The 22,557-nt window shown below is 72.7% G+C and carries 2 protein-coding genes (1 of these 2 only partly in view); both read left to right on the top strand.

Going from position 1 to position 22,557, the window contains the following annotated elements:
- A protein-coding gene (locus tag FH609_RS31445; RefSeq protein ID WP_152311251.1) for a type I polyketide synthase crosses the window boundary here: on the top strand, positions 1-19,599 show its 3' portion. It extends 4,770 nt beyond the left edge of the window; only the last 19,599 of its 24,369 coding nucleotides appear in the window; its start codon lies off the left edge, out of view; it ends in the stop codon at positions 19,597-19,599.
- Positions 19,596-22,557, top strand: a 2,962-nt coding sequence (locus FH609_RS04780; protein ID WP_413743240.1) for a type I polyketide synthase, incomplete at its 3' end; no start/stop codon positions are given. The genes FH609_RS31445 and FH609_RS04780, both read left to right, overlap by 4 nt.

The following is a 22,557-nucleotide window of genomic DNA, read 5'->3' as shown; positions in this document are numbered from 1 at the left end:
TATCCGGTCTTCGCCGAAGCGTTCGACGCCGCCTGCGCGGCCTTGGACCCGCACCTGCCGCAACCGTTGAAGCCCATCGTCTTCAGCGAACCCGACACCCCGGCAGCCGAACTACTGCACACCACGCAGTACACCCAACCCGCCCTCTTCGCCTTCCACACCGCCCTGCACGCACTGATCACCCACCACGGCATCACCCCCGACTACCTCACCGGCCACTCCCTCGGCGAAATCACCGCCGCCCACCTCGCCGGCGTTCTCTCCCTGGAAGACGCCGCCACTCTCGTGACCACCCGGGCCCGCCTCATGCAACAGGCCACCCCCGGCGGCCACATGATCAGCATCAACGCACCACACGACCACCCGACCGTCCAGCGTCACCTGACCGAGCAGCCCGACAAGCTGGCGATCGCCGCCATCAACACCGCTGACAGCGTCGTCATCGCCGGAGACGCCGAAGCCTGCGAAGCACTCGTCGCGCAGTTGACCGAGGAAGGCATCCGCACCCGGCGGTTGAAGGTCTCCCACGCCTTCCACTCCCCCCACATGGAATCGGTCCTCGACGACTTCCAGACAACCGCAGCGACACTCACCTACCAGCCGCCAACCATCCCCGTGGTGTCGAACACCACCGGCGAGATCGCCACCACCGAGCAACTCACCGACCCCGCCTACTGGACCCAGCACATCCGCAACACCGTCCACTACCACCAAACCATCCAAACCCTCAACCAGCACCACACCAGCCAGTACATCGAGATCGGACCCGACACCACCCTCACCACCCTCACCACCACCCAAACCACCGCCACCACCACCCCCACCCAACGACCCAACCAACCCCAAACCACCACCTACACCCACACCCTCGCCACCCTCCACACCACCGGCCACACCCCCACACCACCCCACAACCACCACACCCCCCTCCCCACCTACCCCTTCCAACACCACCACTACTGGCTCACACCCAGCACCACAACGAACGCCCGCAGCCTCGGACTGACGACCAGCTCCCACCCGCTGCTCGCCACCTCCGTACACCTCGCCGACTCACAAGGCACCCTCTTCACCGGGCGGTTGTCCGCCAGCGGGCTGCCGTGGTCCACGGCGCTGCTGGTCGGTGACGCCTCCGTGCTGCCGGAGGCGGCGCTCGTCGATCTCGCGCTGCACATCGGTGAGCGGACCGGCCACCCGGACCTCCGGGAGCTGGCCGTCGAGCGGCCGTTGGCGCTTCCCGCGCGGGGTGGCCTCGCCCTCCAGGTCGCGGTCGGCGCCACCGACGACCCCGACCTGGCGTCCCTCGTCGTGCACGCCCGCCCCGAGAGCGGGGAGGACGAGGACGACGCGCCGTGGACCCGCTATGTCTCCGCCACGCTCGCCCGCCGCCTGGCGGCGCGGGGCGAGGCGGCCGACCTCACGGCCTGGCCGCCGGCCGGCGCGCGGCCCGTCGCCCCGGAGGACCTGTACGAGCAACTCGCCGACGCCGGCTACCGTTACGGCCCCGCCTTCCAGGCGCTGACCGCCGCCTGGCGCGACGGGAACGACCTGCACGCCGAGGTCGCCCTCGCCGAGGACGCCGAGGCGGACGCGTTCGCCCTGCACCCGGCGCTGCTGGCCGCCGTGAGCCAGCTGGCGGCGGTGCGGGACGCGGCGGCCGTGCGGCTTCCGGTCGGCTGGCACGGCGTTCGGCTGCGCGCCGCCGGCGCGACCGCGCTGCGGTTGTCGCTCCGCGCGCTGGGCGAGGACGCCTTCGCCGTCACCCTGGCCGACGCGCTCGGGGAGCCAGTCGCCCAGGTGGACCGCCTGGTGGTCGCCGCCACGGCAACGCCCGCCGCGACGGCCGCCGTTCCACACCGGAACGCACTGCACCGCGTCGCGTGGACGGCCGTTGGCGAGGAGAACGCGCCGGCCGCGTCCGAGGAGTGGGTGGTGCTGAGCCCGCACCCGCTGCCGCTGCCGGTGCCCGTGCTGCCCGACCTGGCCGCGCTGCGCGCCCTGGTCGCCGAGAACGGCTCCGCCCCGCCGCCCGTGGTCCTCGTCCCGGTGGCGACGCACGGCCCCGTGCCCGTGGGCGGCGCCCAGCCGGCCGCCGCCCACGACGCGGCCCTGGCCGCCCTGACGCTGCTTCAGGAGTGGCTGGCGGACGAGGCGTTCGCGGCCTCCCGGCTGGTGTTCGCCACCTCCGGCGCCGTCGCGACCGGCCCGGAGTCCGCCTCGGTCGCCGACCTGCCGCACGCCCCGCTGTGGGGCCTGGTCCGCTCCACCCAGGCCGAACACCCGGGCCGCGTCGCCATCCTTGACCTGGACAGCAGCGAGGCCAGCGCCGCCGCGCTGCCGGCCGCGCTGCCGCGCACGGCGCACGAGCCGGGCCTCGCGGTGCGCGAGGGCGCGCTGCTGGCGCCCCGGCTGGCCCGCGTCGCCCCGGCGCCCGACCGGGACCAGGCGCCCCCGCGCGTGCTGGACCCGGACGGCACGGTGCTGGTCACCGGCGGCACCGGCGCCCTCGGGGCGCTCTTCGCCCGCCACCTGGTCACCGAACACGGCGTCCGCCGCCTGCTGTTGACCAGCCGGCGCGGCCCGGCGGCGCCCGGCGCCAGCGAACTCCGTGCCGAGCTGGAGGAGTTGGGCGCCGAGGTCACCGTGGCCGCCTGCGACGCCGCCGACCGCGAGGCTCTCGCGGCACTGCTCACCGTCGTGCCCGACGCACACCCGCTGACCGCCGTCGTCCACACGGCGGGCCTGATGGACAACGGCATCCTGCGGGACCTCACCCCCGAGCGACTGACGAGCGTGCTGCGCCCCAAGGTGGACGCCGCGTGGAACCTCCACGAACTGACCCGCGACCTGAACCTCGCGGCGTTCGTCCTCTTCTCCTCCGTGACCGGCACCGTGGACAGCCCGGGGCAGGCCAACTACGCCGCCGCCAACGCCTGGTTGGACGCCCTGGCCCACCACCGGCGCGCCGAGGGCCTGCCCGCGACCTCCCTGGCCTGGAGCCTGTGGGAGCAGGCCAGCCACATGACGACCAGCCTCACGCAGGCCGACGTCGCGCGCCTCGCCCGGATCGGCATCGGCACGCTCTCGGCCGAGGTCGGACTGGCGCTGTTCGACCGGGCGCTGGGGATGCCCGACGCGCATCTGGTGGCCGTGCCGATCGACCGCGCCGTGCTGCGCGAGCAGCCGTCCGCCGACCTGGTGCCGCACATCCTGCGCGGCCTGGTCCGCGCCCCGCTGCGGCGGGCGGCCGGCGCCTCGGCAGTGGACTCCTCCTCGCTGGCCGCGCGGCTGGCGACGCTGGGCGCAGCGGAGCAGGAGGCCGCTCTGGTGGACCTGGTGCAGACCCAGGTCGTCACGGTCCTTGGCCACGCCACCTCGCAGAGCATCGACGTGGAACGCCCGTTCAAGTCGCTCGGGTTCGACTCGCTGACGGCGGTCGAGCTGCGCAACCGGCTGAACGCGGCGACCGAGTTGACCCTGCCGACCACCCTCACCTTCGACTACCCGACGCCGCTGGCGGTCGTCCGCTACCTCAGGGACGAGCTGCTGGGCGCCGAGGTCGAGGCCGAGCCCCGAACGACGGCCGTGGCGTTGGCCCTGGACGAGCCGGTGGCGATCGTCGGCATGGCCTGCCGCTACCCCGGCGGCGTCACCAGCCCCGAGGAGCTGTGGCGGATCGTCGCCGAGGAGCTGGACGCGATCTCCGGCTTCCCGGAGAACCGCGGCTGGGACCTGGAGAACCTGTACGACCCGGACCCCGACCACCCGGGCACCTCGTACACCCGCTACGGCGGATTCCTGCACGACGCCGGCGAGTTCGACCCGGAGTTCTTCGGGATCAGCCCGCGCGAGGCCACCGCGATGGACCCGCAGCAGCGCCTGCTGCTGGAGACCGCGTGGGAGGCCATCGAGCGGACCGGGATCGACCCGACCAGCCTCCAGGGCCGGAGCGTCGGCCTGTACGCGGGCGCCTCCAACAGCGAGTACGGCCCCCGCATCCACGAGGACTCCCACGGGCACGACGGCTATCTGCTGACCGGCACCTCGAACAGCGTCATCAGCGGCCGCGTCGCCTACACCTTCGGCCTCGAAGGCCCGGCCGTCACCGTCGACACCGCCTGCTCGTCCTCGCTGGTCGCCCTGCACCTGGCCAGCCAGGCGCTCCGCACCGGCGAGTGCTCGCTGGCCCTGGCCGGTGGCGTGACCGTGATGGCGACGCCGCATGTCTTCGTCGAGTTCAGCCGGCAGCGTGGCCTGTCCGCCGACGGCCGCTGCAAGCCGTTCGCCGACGCCGCCGACGGCACCGGCTGGGGCGAGGGCGTCGGCCTCGTCGTCCTGGAGAAGCTGTCAGACGCCCAGCGCAACGGGCACCCGATCCTCGCCGTCATCCGGGGCAGCGCCGTCAACCAGGACGGCGCCAGCAACGGACTGACCGCCCCCAACGGCCCCTCCCAACAACGCGTCATCCGGCAGGCGTTGGCCAACGCCCGCCTCCGTGCGGCCGATGTGGACGCCGTGGAGGCGCACGGCACCGGCACCACGCTGGGTGACCCGATCGAGGCGCAGGCGCTGCTGGCCACCTACGGCCAGGACCACGACGCCGAACGGCCCCTGTGGCTGGGCTCGTTGAAGTCCAACATCGGCCACACCCAGGCCGCCGCCGGCATCGCCGGCGTCATCAAGATGGTCGAAGCCATGCGGCACGGCGTGCTCCCCAGGACCCTCCACGTCGACCGGCCCTCCGACCATGTCGACTGGTCCTCGGGCGCGGTCGCGTTGCTCACCGAGGCACAGCCCTGGCCGGAGGCCGAACGCCCCCGCCGCGCCGCCGTCTCCTCCTTCGGCATCAGCGGCACCAACGCGCACATCATCCTGGAGCAGGCACCCGAGCCGGAGCCCGTTTCCGGGCCTGAGCCGGAGCTTGAGCCCGGCCTGCCCGTACTGCTGTCCGCCGCCTCCCCCGAGGCGCTGGCCGACCAGGCCGCGCGGCTTCTCTCCCACCTGGGAAACCATTCCGAGCTGACCCCGGCCGCCCTTGCCCCGGCGCTGCTGCACCGCGCTCACTTCGAGCATCGGGCGGGCGTTGTCGCGGGCACCCGGGAGGAGTTGACGGCCGGGCTGCGGGCGTTGGTCGAGGGCTCCGACTCCCCACACCTGGTGCGCGGCGAGGCACCCCGCCGCCCCGGCAAGATCGCGTTCCTCTACTCCGGTCAGGGCAGCCAACGCGCCGGCATGGGACGAGAGTTGTATGCCGCCTATCCGGTCTTCGCCGAAGCGTTCGACACCGCCTGCGCGGCCTTGGACCCGCACCTGCCGCAACCGTTGAAGCCCATCGTCTTCAGCGAACCCGACACCCCGGCAGCCGAACTACTGCACACCACGCAGTACACCCAACCCGCCCTCTTCGCCTTCCACACCGCCCTCCACACACTGATCACCCACCACGGCATCACCCCCGACTACCTCACCGGCCACTCCCTCGGCGAAATCACCGCCGCCCACCTCGCCGGTGTGTTGTCGTTGGAAGACGCCGCCACTCTCGTGACCACCCGGGCCCGCCTCATGCAACAGGCCACCCCCGGCGGCCACATGATCAGCATCGACACACCACACAACCACCCGACCGTTCAGCGTCACCTGACCGAGCACGCCGACAAGTTGGCGATCGCCGCCATCAACACCGCCGACAGCGTCGTCATCGCCGGAGACGCCGAAGCCTGCGAAACACTCGTCACGCAGTTGACCGAGGAAGGCATCCGCACCCGGCGGTTGAAGGTCTCCCACGCCTTCCACTCCCCCCACATGGACCCCGTCCTGGAGGACTTCCAGGCGACCGCAGCGACGCTCACCTACCAGCCGCCAACCATCCCCGTGGTGTCGAACACCACCGGTGAGATCGCCACCGCCGAACAACTCACCAACCCCGCCTACTGGACCCAGCACATCCGCAACACCGTCCACTACCACCAAACCATCCAGACCCTCAACGAGCACCACACCACCCAGTACATCGAGATCGGACCCGACACCACCCTCACCACCCTCACCACCACCCAAACCACCGCCACCACCACCCCCACCCAACGACCCAACCAACCCCAAACCACCACCTACACCCACACCCTCGCCACCCTCCACACCACCGGCCACACCCCCACACCACCCCACAACCACCACACCCCCCTCCCCACCTACCCCTTCCAACACCACCACTACTGGCTCACACCCAGCACGCCCGCGAACGCTCGTGGCCTCGGGCTGAACACGACCGACCACGGCCTGCTCGCCATCGCGTCGCCGCTGCCCGACGACCAGGGGATGCTGCTCACCGGGCGGCTGTCGTTGGCCACCCACCCCTGGCTCGCCGACCACACCATCGTCGGGACCACGCTGCTCCCGGGCACGGCGCAGGTGGAGATCGCGCTGCACGCGGCGCAGGCGTTGGGTGACCTTCGGCTGGGCGAGTTGACGTTGGAGGCGCCGCTGGTGCTTCCGGAGCGGGAGAGCCTTCAGCTGCATGTGGTGGTCGGGGCGCCCGACGCGTCCGGGCAGCGTCCGGTCGCCGTGTACTCGCGCCCGCTGACCGGGGAGGACGCGGCCGACGCGCTCTCGTGGACGCGCCATGCGACCGGGCATCTCGCGCCGGCCGGGTCGGCCCGGCCGACGGCGGTCTTTGACGCGCGGGACGCGCAGTGGCCGCCGAGCGGCGCGCTGCCGATCGATCTGGACGGGGCCTACGAGCGGCTGGTGGCGGCCGGCTACGCGTACGGGCCGGCGTTCCAGGGCCTGACCGCCGCGTGGCGCGACGGGGACGACCTCTATGCCGAGGTCGTGCTTCCCGGGGAACTGGCCGGAACCGCCGCGCAGTTCGCGGTGCACCCGGCCCTGCTGGACGCGGCGCTGCACCCGCTGGTGCTGGATGCGGTCGCGGGCGAGACGCGGGTTCCGTTCTCCTGGGGTGACGTGCGTCTGTTCGCGGCCGGCAGCTCCACGCTCCGAGTGCGGCTGCGGCCCACGGGCGACGAGACCGTGGAGGTGCACCTCGCCGACGGCGCGGGCGAGCCCGTGGCGACGGTGGGTGCGCTGATGCTGCGCCGGCTGACGAGCGAGCAGGTGGCGAGCACGCTGGCCCGGGGCCACGAGTCGCTGTTCGCGACCGAGTGGACGACGGCCGCCACCGAGGACACGGCCGTGCCGGACGGCGGCTGGCCGGTGTGGGGCGACGCGGCGGGCGCCGGCGCGGTGTTGGGTCGGGAGGCCCGGTTCGCCGCGCACGCTGAGCTGGCTGACCTGGCGGAGTTGGGTGCCGGTGCGGGCTCACCGCCCGAGGTGGTGTTGGTGTCGTCGGTGACGCCGGACGTCGCCGGCGGCCCGGAGGCGGCTCATCGCGCGGCGCGCGAGGCGCTGGCTCGGGTGCGGGAGTGGCTGGACGACGAGCGGTTCGCTGACTCGCGGCTGGTGTTCCTCACCCGGGGCGCGGTCGCTGCCGAGGTCGGCGCCGAGGTGCCGGGGCTGGGCGAAGCGACGGTGTGGGGTCTGGTCAGGTCGGCGCAGACCGAGTACCCGGGGCGTTTCGTCCTGGTGGACCTGGACGACGCGCCCGCCTCGGTCGAGGCGCTGCCCGCCGCACTCGCCACCGGCGAGCCCCAACTCGCCCTGCGCGAGGGCACGGTGCGCCTGCCGCGCCTGACCCGCGCCCGCATCACGGACACCGAGCGGGAGAGCTCCCTGGCCTCCGGCACGGTGTTGGTGACGGGCGGCACCGGAGCCCTGGGCTCCCTGGTGGCCCGCCACCTGGTCACCGAACACGGCGTCCGCCACCTGCTGCTCACCAGCCGACGCGGACCCAACGCACCCGGCGCGGCCGAACTCGCCGCCGAACTCATCGAGTCGGGCGCCGAGGTGACGGTGGCCGCCTGCGACACCGCCGACCGCGACGCCCTGGCCGCACTCCTGGCCGACGTTCCCACCGAGCAGCCACTCACCGCCGTCATCCACACCGCCGGCATCCTCGACGACGGCATCCTCACCTCCCTCACCCCCGAACGACTCACCACCGTCCTACGCCCCAAGGTCGACGCCGCCTGGAACCTCCACGAACTCACCCGCGACCTGGACCTGGCGGCGTTTGTCGTCTTCTCCTCGATCTCCGGCCTTCTCGGCACGGCGGGGCAGGCCAACTACGCGGCAGCCAACGCCTGGTTGGACGCCCTCGCCCACCACCGCCACGCCCACAACCTGCCCGCCACCTCCCTCGCCTGGGGCCTGTGGAACACCGGCGACAGCGACATGGCCAGCAGCCTCTCCGACGCCGACCGCGCCCGGTTGGGGCGCAGCGGCCTGGCGCCGCTCTCCCCGGCGCTGGGGCTGGAGCTGTTCGACGCGGCCGTCACCGCCGCGCGTCCCGCGCTGGTCCCGGCCCGGTTGGATCTGTCGGTCCTGCGGACGATGGCGGGCGAGGGCACGCTGCCCGGGATCTACCGGGGCCTGGTGCGGGCGGGCGGCGTCCGTCGGGCGGCATCGGCCTCGCCGGCACGGGCCGCCCAGGGCGGCCTGGCGGGGAAGCTCGCCGGGCTCGCCGAGGAGGAGGCGCGCGCCTTCGTCCTCGACGTGGTGCGCGGCGCGATCGCCACGGTGCTCGGGCACGCCTCGCCGCAGAGCATCGGCGCTGACCGCGCCTTCGAGGAGTTGGGCTTTGACTCGCTCAGCGCCGTCGAGCTGCGCAACAGCCTCAACGCGACGACCGGGCTGCGCCTGCCGTCCAGCCTGGTGTTCGACTATCCGACGCCGGCCGTGCTGGCGGAGCAGCTGCTCACGGAGCTGGTGGGGCAGCGCACGGCCGACGCGGCCGCCACCGTGGTCGCCGCGCCCGGCGCGGTGGACGAGCCGGTGGCGATCGTCGGCCTGGCCTGCCGCTACCCCGGCGGCGCGACCACGCCCGAGGAGCTGTGGCGGATCGTCGCCGAGGAGTTGGACGTGGTCTCGGAGTTCCCCGAGAACCGTGGCTGGGACCTGGAGAATCTCTACGACCCGGACCCCGACCACGCCGGCACGTCCTACACCCGGCACGGCGGATTCCTGCACGACGCGGGCGAGTTCGACCCGGCGTTCTTCGGGATCAGCCCGCGCGAGGCCACCGCGATGGACCCGCAGCAGCGCCTGCTGCTGGAGACCGCGTGGGAGGCCGTCGAACACGCCGGCATCGACCCGACCACGCTGCGCGGCAGCCGCACCGGGGTCTTCGCGGGCCTGATGTACCACGACTACGCCCCGCGCCAGCCCCATGTCCCCGAGGACATCGAGGGCTACCTCTCCACCGGGACGACCGGCAGCGTCGCAACGGGACGCATCTCCTACACCTTCGGCCTCGAAGGCCCCTCCGTCACCGTCGACACCGCCTGCTCCTCCTCGCTGGTCGCCCTGCACCTGGCGACGCAGGCGCTCCGCTCCGGCGAGTGCTCGCTGGCCCTCGCGGGCGGAGCGACCGTGATGGCCACCCCGAGCAGCTTCATCGAGTTCAGCCGCCAGCGGGGCCTGGCCCCCGACGGCCGCTCCAAGTCCTTCGCCGCCGGCGCCGACGGCGTCGCCTGGGGCGAGGGCGTCGGCCTGGCCGTGCTGGAGAAGCTGTCCGACGCCAAGCGCAACGGGCACCCGATCCTCGCCGTCATCCGGGGCAGCGCCGTCAACCAGGACGGCGCCAGCAACGGCCTCACCGCCCCCAACGGCCCCTCCCAACAGCGCGTGATCCGACAGGCGTTGGCCAACGCCCGCCTGGAATCGGGCGACGTGGACATCGTGGAGGCGCACGGCACGGGCACCACGCTGGGCGACCCCATCGAGGCGCAGGCGGTCCTCGCCACCTACGGCCGGGACCGCGACCCCGAACAGCCCCTGTGGCTGGGCTCGTTGAAGTCCAACATCGGCCACACCCAGGCCGCCGCCGGCATCGCCGGCGTCATCAAGATGGTCGAAGCCATGCGGCACGGCGTACTGCCCAAGACCCTGCACGTCGACCGGCCATCCGACCATGTCGACTGGGAAGCGGGAGCCGTCTCGCTGCTCACCGAGCCACAGCCGTGGCCGGAGACCGAACGCCCCCGCCGCGCCGCCGTCTCCTCCTTCGGCATCAGCGGCACCAACGCGCACATCATCCTGGAGCAGGCCCCGCCAACCGAGGTGACCCACACGCCCGAGGCCCAACCCGGCCTGCCCGTCCTGCTGTCGGCCAAGTCGCCGCAGGCGCTGGCCGACCAGGCCGCGCGACTGCTGACCCACCTGGAGCATGATCCCGAGCTGACCCCGGCCGAGGCTGCCGCCGCCCTCGCGCACCGCACCCACTTCGACCACCGCGCCGGTGTCATCACCGACGTTCGGGACGAACTGGTCGCCGCGCTGGGCGCGTTGGCCGAGGGCCAGAGCCACCCGGCGCTGGTCACCGGGTCCCCGACCACCCCGGGCCGGACCGTCTTCGTCTACCCCGGGCAGGGCTCCCAGTGGCCCGAGATGGCCCGGGAACTCCTCGCGACCTCACCGGTGTTCGCCCAGGCCCTCCGCGACTGCGCCGACGCCCTCGCGCCCCACACCGACTGGGACCTCATCGACACCCTCAACCAGCGGCCCGGCGCGGCCAGCCTGGACCGGGTCGACGTCGTGCAGCCGGCGCTGTGGGCCATGATGATCGCCCTCACCCGGCTCTGGCAGCACCACGGCATCCAGCCCGACGCCGTCGTCGGCCACTCCCAGGGCGAGATCGCCGCAGCCCACATCGCCGGCGCCCTCACCCTGGAGGACTCGGCCAGGATCGTCGCCCTCAGGTCGCGGGCCATCACCACCATCGCCGGGCACGGCACCATGGCGGCCATCCCGCTGCCCGCCGAGGACGTGATCCAGCACATCCAGAACCACCGCGACGTCACGGTCGCCGTCCACAACAGCCCCCGGAACACCGTCATCGCGGGCCCGCTCGACACGCTCACCCCACTCGTCCACGCCTACCAGAGCCAGGGCACCCGCGCCCGGCTCATCAACGTGGACTACGCCTCGCACTCCCCGCACGTCGAGCCGCTGCGCGACACCCTGCACGAGTTGCTGAGCGGCGTCGTGCCACAGCCCGCCAGCATCCCGTTCCTCTCCACCGTCACCGGCGAGTGGACCGACACCACCGAGCTGACCACCGGCTACTGGTACACCAACCTCCGCCAGCCGGTCCTCTTCGAGCAGGCGACCCACACCCTCGCCGCCGAGGGCTTCACCCACTACGTCGAGGTCAGCCCGCACCCCATCCTCACCACCCCGCTCCAGGAAACCCTCGACCAGCACCACGACGCCGTTCCCCAGCCGCACACCACCGGCACCCTCACCCGCGACCACGGCACCCTCGGCCAGTTCCTCACCACCCTCACCAACAGCTGGGCGCGCCACCAGGCCACGCCCCCGGCCACGCACACCGCCGCGCCCCCGACCGCGCTGCCCACCTACGCGTTCCAGCACCAGCACTACTGGCTGACACCCACCACCACCCACCACACCACCACCGGCACCACCACCCACCACCCCCTCACCCCCGCCACCACCACACTCCCCCACGACCACACCACCACCCACACCGGAACCCTCAACACCACCACCCACCCCTGGCTCACCCACCACGCCCTCAACAACACCCCCCTCCTCCCCGGCACCGCCTACCTCGACCTCACCCTCAACGCCGCCCACCACACCACCACCCACCCCCACATCGACGACCTCACCATCCAAACCCCCCTCACCCTCACCACCCCCACCCATGTCCAGGTGATGGTCAGCGAGGCCGACGACTCGGACCGCCGGCGGGTGGAGATCTACTCGCGGCCCACCAACGCCGAGGCGGGCGCGGCCTGGACGCGGCACGCCACCGGCACGCTGCTCGCCCAGCCCGCGCGGACCGGGCAGCCGAGCGACCTCACCGCCTGGCCGCCGCCGGGCGCCGAGAGCATCGGCCTGGACGACGCCTACGAGCGGCTGGCCGACGCCGGCTACGAGTACGGGCCCGCGTTCCAGGGCCTGACCGCCGCCTGGCGCGACGGCGACGACCTCTACGCCGAGGTCACGCTCGGCGAACAGGAGCGGGACGAGGCCGACCGGTTCGTGCTCCACCCGGCGCTCGCCGACGCGGCGCTGCACATCCTGGCGTTGGACGAGCCGGAGAACACCCGGCTGCCGTTCTCCTGGTCCGGCGTGGAGGTCCACGCCGTCGGCGCGACCTCGCTCCGCGTCCAGCTGCGGCGGCGCGAGGGCGGCGACAGCTGGGCCATCACCCTGGCCGACGCGACGGGCAGCCTGGTGGCCTTCGTTGACGCGCTGACGGTGCTTCCGGTGCGGCCCGAGCAGCTGTCGGGCGCCGCGCGCCCGGCGGACGCCCAGCCGGCATGGCTGCGCTGGCTGCCGGCCCCGGCCGCACCCGACGGCTCGCACCCGGCCGACGACGCCCGCTGGGCCGTGGTCGGAAACGACGGCCCCGCCGAGGAGTTGGCCCGGGCCCTGGGCGACACGGTGGACCGCTACCCCGACCTGGACGGCCTGCTGACCGCCGTCGCGGCGGACGGCCCGGCGCCGACCGGCGTGCTCCTGCCCCTCGTCGACGAGGAACGCGACGGCGACCCGGTGGCGGCCACCCACGCCCAGGCCCAGCGCGCACTCGCCGAGGTGAGCCGCTGGCTGACGGACGACCGCAGCGCGGAACTGCCGCTGACCGTGGTCACCCGCGAGGCCGTCGCCGTGCACGAGGGCGACGGCGTGCGGGGGTTGACCGACGCCGCCGTCTGGGGCCTGCTGCGGTCCGCGCAGTCCGAGAACCCGCAGCGGATCGCCCTGATCGACCTGGACACGACGACCGACGGCGGCGCGACCCTGCGCGCCGCAATCGACCTGCTGCCGACCGAGCCGCAACTCGCGGTGCGGGGCGAGGAAATCCTCGTGCCGCGCGTCACCCGCCCGGCCGAGCCCCCCGCGTCCGCCGAGGGCCCGGTCTGGGACGCCGAGGGCACGGTGCTGATCACCGGAGGCACCGGCACGCTGGGCGCGCTGCTCGCCCGCCACCTCGTCACCGAACACGGCGTCCGCCACCTGCTGCTCACCAGCCGACGCGGACCCCAGGCGCCCGGCGCGGCCGAACTCGTCGCCGAACTCACCGAGTCGGGCGCCGAGGTCACCGTGGCCGCCTGCGACACCGCCGACCGCGACGCCCTGGCCGCACTCCTGGCCGACGTTCCCACCGAGCACCCGCTCACCGCCGTCATCCACACCGCCGGCATCCTCGACGACGGCATCCTCACCTCCCTCACCCCCGAACGACTCAGCGCGGTCCTACGCCCCAAGGTCGACGCCGCCTGGAACCTCCACGAACTCACCCGCGACCTCAACCTCACCGCCTTCGTCCTCTTCTCCTCCATCGCCGGCACCCTCGGCACGGCAGGACAGGCCAACTACGCCGCCGCCAACACCTGGTTGGACGCCCTCGCCCACCACCGCCACACCCAGCAGCTGCCCGCCACCTCCCTCGCCTGGGGGTTCTGGGAGCAGGCCAGCTCGATGACCAGCCACCTCGCCGAGGCCGACCTCGCGAGGATGAGCCGGGGCGGCGTGGCGCCGCTCTCGACCGAGGCCGGACTCGCCCAGTTCGACGCGGCCCTGACCACGGGCGAGGCCCTGGCGATCACCGCCCGCCTGGACAACGCGGCGCTGCGCGCCCAGGCGACCGCCGGGACGCTGCCGCCGGTGCTGCGCGGCGTGATCCGCGCGCCGCTGCGGCGCGCCACGGGCGCGGCCGAAGCGGACCGTTCCTCGTTGACCGCCAAGCTGCTCGGACGCGACCGCGCGGAACAGGAGAGCGTGCTGCTCGACCTCGTGCGCACCCAGGTCATGACGGTGCTCGGCCACGCCGACACCAGCACCATCGACCCGTCGGGCGCGTTCGGATCGCTCGGCTTCGACTCGCTCACCGCCGTCGAGCTGCGCAACCGGCTCAACGCGGCCACCGGGCTGCGCCTGCCGGCGACGCTGGTCTTCGACTACCCGACGCCCACCGTGCTCGCCGCGTTCCTGCGCGACCAACTGCTCGGCACCAGCGAGCAGATGGCCGCCGTCACCGCGACCACGGCCGCCGTCGAGGAACCCATCGCCATCGTCGGCATGGCCTGCCGCTTCCCTGGCGGCGCCACCACCCCGGAAGGGCTGTGGCGGATCGTGGCCGAAGGGCTCGACACCGTCGCCGACTTCCCCGAGGACCGTGGCTGGGACCTGGCCAACCTCTACGACCCGGACCCCGACCACGCCGGCACCGCCTACACCCGGCACGGCGCGTTCCTCTATGACGCGGGCGAGTTCGACCCGGCGTTCTTCGGCATGAGCCCCCGGGAGGCGCTGGCCACCGACCCGCAGCAGCGCCTGCTGCTGGAGACCGCGTGGGAGGCCGTCGAGCGGACCGGCATCGACCCGACCACGCTGCGCGGCAGCGACACCGGCGTCTTCGCCGGCGTCATGTACGGGGACTACGCCTCCCGACTGCACCAGGTGCCCGACGGCTTCGAGGGATACGTCGGCAGCGGCAGCGCGGGCAGCGTGGCCTCCGGCCGCGTCGCCTACACCTTCGGCCTCGAAGGCCCGGCCGTCACCGTGGACACGGCCTGCTCCTCGTCGCTGGTGGCGCTCCACCTGGCCAGCCAGGCGCTGCGCTCCGGCGAGTGCTCGCTGGCCCTCGCGGGCGGCGTCACCGTGATGGCGACCCCGCATGTCTTCATCGAGTTCAGCCGGCAGCGCGGCCTGTCCGCCGACGGCCGCTGCAAGCCGTTCGCCGACGCCGCCGACGGCACCGGCTGGGGCGAGGGCGTCGGCCTCGTCGTCCTGGAGAAGCTGTCGGACGCCCAGCGCAACGGGCACCCGATCCTCGCCGTCATCCGGGGCAGCGCCGTCAACCAGGACGGCGCCAGCAACGGGCTGACCGCGCCCAACGGCCCCTCCCAACAGCGCGTCATCCGCCAGGCATTGGCCAACGCCCGCCTGGAACCGGGCGACGTGGACGCCGTGGAGGCGCACGGCACGGGAACGACGCTGGGCGACCCGATCGAGGCCCAGGCGCTGCTGGCCACCTACGGCCAGGACCGCGACGCCGAGCGGCCGCTCTGGCTGGGTTCGGTGAAGTCCAACATCGGCCACACCCAGGCCGCCGCCGGCATCGCCGGCGTCATCAAGATGATCGAAGCCATGCGCCACGGCGTGCTGCCCAAGACCCTGCATGTCGACCAGCCGTCGGAGCACGTCGACTGGGAGGCCGGCGCGGTCTCGCTGCTCACCGAGGCCCGGCCCTGGCCGGAGGCCGAACGCCCCCGCCGCGCCGCCGTCTCCTCCTTCGGCATCAGCGGCACCAACGCGCACATCATCCTGGAGCAGGCGCCGGAGCCGGAGGAGGTTTCCGAGTCTGAGCCGGAGCCCGGTCTGCCGGTGCTGCTGTCGGCGAAGTCGCCGCAGGCGCTCGCCGACCAGGCCGCGCGACTGCTGACCCATCTGGAGGTTCACTCCGAGCTGACCCCGGCCACCCTGGCCGCCGGCCTGCTGCACCGAGCGCACTTCGAGCATCGGGCGGGCGTTGTCGCGGGCACCCGGGAGGAGTTGACGGCCGGGCTGTCAGCCCTGGCCGAGGGCCGCGAACACCCGACCCTCGTCACCGGCACCGCACAACCCACCGGCAAGATCGCCTTCCTCTACTCCGGCCAGGGCAGCCAACGCGCCGGCATGGGACGAGAGTTGTATGCCGCCTATCCGGTCTTCGCCGAAGCGTTCGACGCCGCCTGTGCGGCCTTGGACCCGCACCTGCCGCAACCGTTGAAGCCGATCGTCTTCAGCGAACCCGACACCCCGGCAGCCGAACTACTGCACACCACGCAGTACACCCAACCCGCCCTCTTCGCCTTCCACACCGCCCTCCACACACTGATCACCCACCACGGCATCACCCCCGACTACCTCACCGGCCACTCCCTCGGCGAAATCACCGCCGCCCACCTCGCCGGTGTGTTGTCGTTGGAAGACGCCGCGATCCTGGTCACCACCCGGGCGCGCCTCATGCAACAGGCCACCCCCGGCGGCCACATGATCAGCATCAACGCACCACACGACCACCCGACCGTTCAGCGTCACCTGACCGAGCACGCCAACAAGCTGGCGATCGCGGCCATCAACACCGCCGACAGCGTCGTCATCGCCGGAGACGCCGAAGCCTGCGAAACACTCGTCACGCAGTTGACCGAGGAAGGCATCCGCACCCGGCGGTTGAAGGTCTCCCACGCCTTCCACTCCCCCCACATGGAATCGGTCCTGGAGGACTTCCAGGCGACCGCAGCCTCGCTCACCTACCAGCCGCCCTCGATCCCGGTGGTGTCGAACACCACCGGTGAGATCGCCACCGCCGAGCAGCTCACCGACCCCGCCTACTGGACCCAGCACATCCGCAACACCGTCCACTACCACCAAACCATCCAAACCCTCAACCAGCACCACACCACCCAGTACATCGAGATCGGACCCGACACCACCCTCACCACCCTCACCACCACCCAAACCACCGCCACCACCACCCCCACCCAACGACCCAACCAACCCCAAACCACCACCTACACCCACACCCTCGCCACCCTCCACACCACCGGCCACACCCCCACACCACCCCACAAGCACCACACCCCCCTCCCCACCTACCCCTTCCAACACCACCACTACTGGCTCCACCCGACCCAGGCCGCGCCGACCAACGCCGCCGGTCTCGGGCTCGCGAGCAGCGCGCACTCGCTGCTGACGGCCAGGGTGGACGTGGGCGACGAGCGGGCGACGGTGTTCACCGGGAGGGTGGCGCCGGGCTCTGCCGCCTGGTTGGCGGACCACGCCATCGCCGGGACGGTCATCCTGCCGGGCACGGCGTTCCTCGACCTGGCGCTGCACGCTGGGCGCGGCACCGGCCATCCCCATGTGGAGGACCTGACGATCGAGAGCCCGCTGCCGTTGCCCGCCAGGGACGGCGTGGCGCTCCAGGTCGTCGTGGGCCCCTCGGACGAGCAGGGGCGGCGCCCGGTGGATGTCTACTCCCGTTCCGAGAGCGCCGAGCCTGAGACGCCCTGGACCCGGCACGCCACCGGCGCGCTCACCGACCAGGAGCCAACGGAGGCCACCGAGCCGTCGGTTGCCTCCGCCGCCTGGCCCCCTGCGGGCGCCACTGCCGTCGAGCTGGCGGGCGCCTACGAGGCGCTGGCCGACGCGGGTTACGAGTACGGGCCGGCGTTCCAGGGCCTGACCGCCGCCTGGCGCGACGGGAACGACCTCTACGCCGAGGTCGCCCTCGCCCCCGAACAGGGCGTCGGCGGCGACGCGTTCGTGATCCATCCGGCGCTGCTGGACGCCGCGCTGCACCCGCTGGCGCGTGAGGAGAGCGACGAGCCCAGGCTGCCGTTCTCCTGGAGCGGCGTGACGGTGTACGCCACCGGCGCGACGACCGCGCGCGTGCGGCTGCGGCGGGTGGACGAGGCGACGGTGCGGCTGGACCTGTCCGACGAGGCGGGCAACCCGCTGGCACGCGTGGCCGCCCTGGCGGTCCGACCGGTGCAGCCGGAGCAGCTTGCGGAGTTGCGCAGCGAGCCGCTGTACACCCTGGAGTGGGAGACGCTGCCGGGTCAGGCGCCCGTCGGTGCCGCGCCGGAAGCCGGCTGGGCCGTCGTCGGCGCTCACGCCGGGGAGTTGGCGTGGGACGGCGTGCCCGTGCACCAGGACCTGGCCGCGCTGCGTGCCTCGCTGCCGGCGGACGGGCCGGCGCCCGACGTGGTGCTGTTGCCCACCTGGGCGGCGACCGACGGCGGGGCGGAGGGCCCCGAGGAGGTGCGGGAACGCACCGCGCGGCTACTCGCCGAGCTTCAGGAGTGGCTGGCGGAGGAGGCGTTCGCGGACGCCCGGCTCGTCGTGGTGACGCGCGGCGCGGTGGAACGGGTCTCCGACGCCGCCGGCGCCGGCGTCTGGGGTCTGGTCAGGTCGGCACAGTCCGAGTATCCGGGGCGTTTCGTCCTGGTGGACCTGGACGACGCGCCCGCCTCGGTCGAGGCGCTGCCCGCCGCACTCGCCACCGGCGAGCCCCAACTCGCCCTGCGCGAGGGCACGGTGCGCCTGCCGCGCCTGACCCGCGCCCGCACGGGCACCGCCGATGCGCCGGTGTTGGCCGGGACGGTGTTGGTGACGGGCGGCACCGGAGCCCTGGGCTCCCTGGTGGCCCGCCACCTCGTCACCGAACACGGCGTCCGCCACCTGCTACTCACCAGCCGACGCGGACCCGACGCGCCCGGCGCGGCCGAACTCGTCGCCGAACTCACCGAGTTGGGCGCCGAAGTCACCGTGGCCGCCTGCGACGCCGCCGACCGCGATGCACTGGCCACACTGCTGGCCGACGTTCCCGACGAGCATCCGCTGACCGCCGTCATCCACACCGCCGGCATCCTCGACGACGGCATCCTCACCTCCCTCACCCCCGAACGACTCACCACCGTCCTACGGCCCAAGGTCGACGCCGCCTGGAACCTCCACGAACTCACCCGCGACCTCAACCTCACCGCCTTCGTCCTCTTCTCCTCCATCGCCGGCACCCTCGGCAGCGCCGGACAAGCCAACTACGCCGCAGCCAACGCCTCGCTGGACGCCCTCGCCCACCACCGCCACACCCACAACCTGCCCGCCACCTCCCTCGCCTGGGGCCTGTGGAACACCGACGGCAGCGACATGGCCAGCGACCTCTCCGACGCCGACCGCGCCCGCATCCAACGCACCGGCCTCCGCCCCATCAACCCCGAACTCGGCCTCACCCTCCTCGACACCGCACTCACCACCCCCCACCCCACCCTGGTCGCCGCGCGGTTGGACCTGCCGACGCTCAGGAAGCAGCAGGCGGACGGCACCCTGCCGGGTCCGTTCCACGGGCTGCTGCCGACCCGCCGCTCCCGGTCCACGGGGGCGTCGACGACCGGCGCCTCCTCGGCGCCCGCGCTGCTCGCCCTGCTGGAGAACGCGGACGAGGCGGCCTACGGCAAGACCACCCTGGAGTTCGTGCGCGAGCAGATCGCGGCGGTCCTGGGGTACGCCTCGCCGGACCTGGTGGAGGACGAACGCGGCTTGATGGACATGGGCTTCGACTCGCTCACCGCCGTCGAGCTGCGCGGCCGGCTCAACGCGGCCACCGGGCTGCGCCTGCCGACGACGCTCGTCTTCGACTACCCGAGCGCGTTGGCCCTCGCCCAGGAGGTGAGGGACCGGCTGCTGGCGCAGCGGAAGCCAGCAGCCCCGCCGATCCTGGCCGAGCTGGACCGACTGGAGGCCGCGATCAACGACCTGGCCGGCGCCGACGCGACGGCCGGGGCCGCGCCACCGGCCGAGATCTCCGAACGCGTCACGGCGCTGCTGCGGAAGTGGCAGGGCCTGACCGGCGGCGACCCGAGCGACCCACTGGGCGCGGACCTCGACGGGGCGACCGACGAGGAACTCTTCGACGTACTTGACAGCGAACTCGACGACCACAGCACGGGGAGTGACCTCTGATGGCGGCACAGGATGACAAGCTGCGCGACTATCTGAAGCGGGCCACGATCGACCTGAGGCACACCCGCCAGCAGCTTCGCGCCGCCGAGGCGCGAGAGCGCGAGCCGATCGCGATCGTCTCGCTGGCCTGCCGTTTCCCCGGCGACGTGAACACGCCGGAGGCCCTGTGGCGCCTCGTGGTGGACGAGGTGGACGCGGTCACCGAGTTCCCGGAGAACCGTGGCTGGGACCTGGAGAACCTGTACGACCCGGACCCCGACCACCCCGGCACCTCGTACACCCGGCACGGCGGATTCCTGCACGACGCCGGCGAGTTCGACCCCGCGTTCTTCGGCATGAGCCCCCGCGAGGCGCTGGCCACCGACCCACAGCAGCGCCTGCTGCTGGAAACAGCCTGGGAGGCCATCGAACGCGCCGGCATCGCGCCGCCGTCCCTGCGCGGCAGCCGCACCGGCGTCTTCGCCGGCGTCATGTACAACGACTACGCCTCCCGACTCCAGCCGATGCCGGCGGAGTTCGAGGGGTACCTCGGCAGCGGCAGCGCGGGCAGCGTGGCCTCCGGCCGCGTCGCCTACACCTTCGGACTGGAAGGCCCGGCCGTCACCGTCGACACGGCGTGCTCCTCCTCGCTGGTGGCGCTGCACCTGGCGGCGCAGGCGCTCCGCTCCGGCGAGTGCACCCTGGCCCTCGCGGGCGGCGTGACGGTGATGGCGACGCCCAACAGCTATGTGGAGTTCAGCCGGCAGCGCGGCCTGGCCCCCGACGGGCGCTGCAAGCCGTTCGCGGCCGGCGCCGACGGGGTGGGCTGGGCGGAGGGCGTCGGGCTCGTCGTGTTGGAGAAGCTGTCCGACGCGGAAGCCAACGGGCACCCGATCCTCGCCGTCATCCGGGGCAGCGCGATCAACCAGGACGGCGCCAGCAGCCAACTCACCGCGCCCAACGGCCCGTCGCAGGAACGCGTCATCCAACAGGCATTGGCCAACGCGCGGTTGAAGCCCGGCGATGTGGACGCGGTGGAGGCGCACGGCACGGGAACGACGCTGGGCGACCCGATCGAGGCCCAGGCGCTGCTGGCGACCTACGGGCAGGACCGGGACGCCGAACGGCCGCTCTGGCTCGGTTCGGTGAAGTCCAACATCGGCCACACCCAGGCCGCCGCCGGCATCGCCGGCGTCATCAAGATGATCGAAGCGATGCGGCACGGCGTGCTGCCCAAGACCCTGCACGTCGACCAGCCGTCGGAGCACGTCGACTGGGACGCCGGCGCGGTCTCGCTGTTGACCGAGGCCCGGCCGTGGCCGGAGGCCGACCGGCCCCGGCGTGCCGCCGTCTCCTCCTTCGGCATCAGCGGCACCAACGCGCATCTGATCCTGGAGCAGGCGCCGGAGCCGGAGGAGGTTTCCGAGTCTGAGCCGGAGCCCGGTCTGCCGGTGCTGCTGTCGGCCAAGTCGCCGCAGGCGCTCGCCGACCAGGCCGCCCAGCTTGCCTCACACCTGGAAACCCACCCCGAACTGGAGCCGGCCGAGGTCGCCGCCGCCCTCGCGGGACGGGCCCACTTCGAGCACCGGGCGGGCGTTGTCGCGGAGTCCCGAGAGGACCTGATCGCCGGGCTGCGGGCGTTGGTCGAGGGCTCCGACTCCCCGCACCTGGTGCGCGGCGAGGCACCCCGCCGCCCCGGCAAGATCGCGTTCCTCTACTCCGGCCAGGGCAGCCAACGCGCCGGCATGGGACGAGAGTTGTATGCCTCCTATCCGGTCTTCGCCGAAGCGTTCGACGCCGCCTGTGCGGCCTTGGACCCGCACCTGCCGCAGCCGTTGAAGCCGATCGTCTTCAGCGAACCCGACACCCCGGCAGCCGAACTACTGCACACCACGCAGTACACCCAACCCGCCCTCTTCGCCTTCCACACCGCCCTCCACACACTGATCACCCACCACGGCATCACCCCCGACTACCTCACCGGCCACTCCCTCGGCGAGATCACCGCCGCCCACCTCGCCGGTGTGTTGTCGTTGGAAAACGCCGCCACTCTCGTGACCACCCGGGCGCGCCTCATGCAACAGGCCACCCCCGGCGGCCACATGATCAGCATCGACACACCACACGACCACCCGACCGTTCAGCGTCACCTGACCGACCGGCCCGATGGGTTGGCGATCGCGGCCATCAACACCGCCGACAGCGTGGTCGTTGCCGGAGACGCCGAAGCCTGCGAAACACTCGTCACGCAGTTGACCGAGGAAGGCATCCGCACCCGGCGGTTGAAGGTCTCCCACGCCTTCCACTCCCCCCACATGGAATCGGTCCTCGACGACTTCCAGACAACCGCAGCGACGCTCACCTACCAGCCACCCTCGATCCCGGTGGTGTCGAACACCACCGGCGAGATCGCCACCACCGAACAACTCACCGACCCCGCCTACTGGACCCAGCACATCCGCAACACCGTCCACTACCACCAAACCATCCAGACCCTCAACCAGCACCACACCACCCAGTTCGTTGAGATCGGACCCGACACCACCCTCACCACCCTCACCACCACCCAAACCACCGCCACCACCACACCCACCCAACGACCCAACCAACCCCAAACCACCACCTACACCCACACCCTCGCCACCCTCCACACCACCGGCCACACCCCCACACCACCCCACAACCACCACACCCCCCTCCCCACCTACCCCTTCCAACACCACCACTACTGGCTCCACCCCACCACCACGGCCAATCCCGCCAGCCTGGGCCTGGCCACCGCCGCCCACCCGCTCCTCAGCGCGGCCATTCATCTGGCCGACTCGCAGGGCACGCTCTTCACCGGTCAGCTGTCCCTGACCACCCACCCCTGGCTCGCCGACCACACCATCAACAACACCACCCTCCTCCCCGGCGCAGCCTTCGTCGACCTCGCCCTCCACGCCGCCCACCACACCAACACCCCCACCATCACCGAAC

Source organism: Streptomyces sp. 3MP-14 (assembly GCF_006334905.2).
Classification (GTDB): domain Bacteria; phylum Actinomycetota; class Actinomycetes; order Streptomycetales; family Streptomycetaceae; genus Streptomyces; species Streptomyces triticirhizae.
The sequence above is the reverse complement of the archived record's forward strand: the minus strand, read 5'-3'. Positions and strand labels throughout refer to the sequence as shown.